1 protein-coding gene is annotated in these 1,132 nt (G+C 31.7%); it reads left to right on the plus strand.

Annotated elements, in window-relative coordinates:
• Positions 1-476: 476 nt before the first annotated feature.
• Positions 477-1,132 (plus strand): hypothetical protein (locus BUB66_RS11820; RefSeq protein ID WP_073258744.1); only part of this gene is annotated, 656 nt, incomplete at its 3' end.

Consider the following 1,132-nt stretch of genomic DNA (forward strand, 5'->3'; position numbering starts at 1 on the left):
GGCTCTAATTATGAACCGTTGGTTATACATTTGCAGCAGAAAGTAGGAGCAGCAATTTTATGTGGAGAGATTACAATTATTTTATTAATCATCTACTTACGAAATAGAAAAGCATAAAAGGCTGTACTGGTATGGTTTGAATCCAATTGAAAAGCATTTTTGCCGCTTTTTCTTAAATAAACAAGCGCAACTTCAGATTCCTTTCAACTTGACAGAAACCTTTCCCTTACAGGAAAACTCCATTACGATATTATTTAAAAAATTTTATTCTAAGGGAACTTTTTGACATCATAAAACGACTATATTATAGAGGAAAAAGATTATATTAACCACCAATAAAACTTTTTTAAGGAGGCGGCATCCCCTATTTTTTAAGTAAACACGGGGGAAAAGGGGTGAGAGCTATAAAAGGTTAGCATTCGAATAAGGATATCGAAAAAATTAAATGTTTTACTTTAATGCGGGAGGGATTAAAAGTGAAATTATTAAAAAAATTATCTATAATGGCTTTTCTATTCGTGTTTTCTTTAAGTAACGCATTAGCAGAGTCTGTTGATAAAAACTTACCAAGTGCAAAAGATGATAGAATTATATTGAAATCGCAAATAATTATTCCGCCTCAATTGGGTTCTTATAGGGAAATAGGAGTGGAATATGTAGATCCGGGTTACGGAACCGTAAAAATAGAAGATGTTTTAACAAACGAAGTTGGATATATTGATGGGACTCCGAGAAAAAGTTTTACCAACTTCGAAACTTTTAAATATGCTTCAATATTGATAATTAAGGCAGTGCCTGGTCTTGGGGATATATACAGAAGAGGTGAAGAAATATACAATGCGTTAAAAGCTATTTATACGGATTTGTCAAATATTGATCCTTATAAGAGGGTCGAAGTTGAAACGAAGTATACATATAGAGATTTTTATCACGATCTTTATGTCTGGGATTATAGTAAGATCTGGAAATATATTGGTTATAGTTTAAGCAGATATTATTATAAAATTTACGGTATGTGGTATTTTGATTCGAAGATTGGAGAATTTAGATATAATGTAGAATATTACACTCATCAAAATGGCTATCCTCCCGAAGTTATAGCAAAGGCTCCAAACTATATGAAATACAATGT

Source organism: Caldanaerovirga acetigignens, from assembly GCF_900142995.1.
GTDB lineage: Bacteria > Bacillota > Thermosediminibacteria > Thermosediminibacterales > Thermosediminibacteraceae > Fervidicola > Fervidicola acetigignens.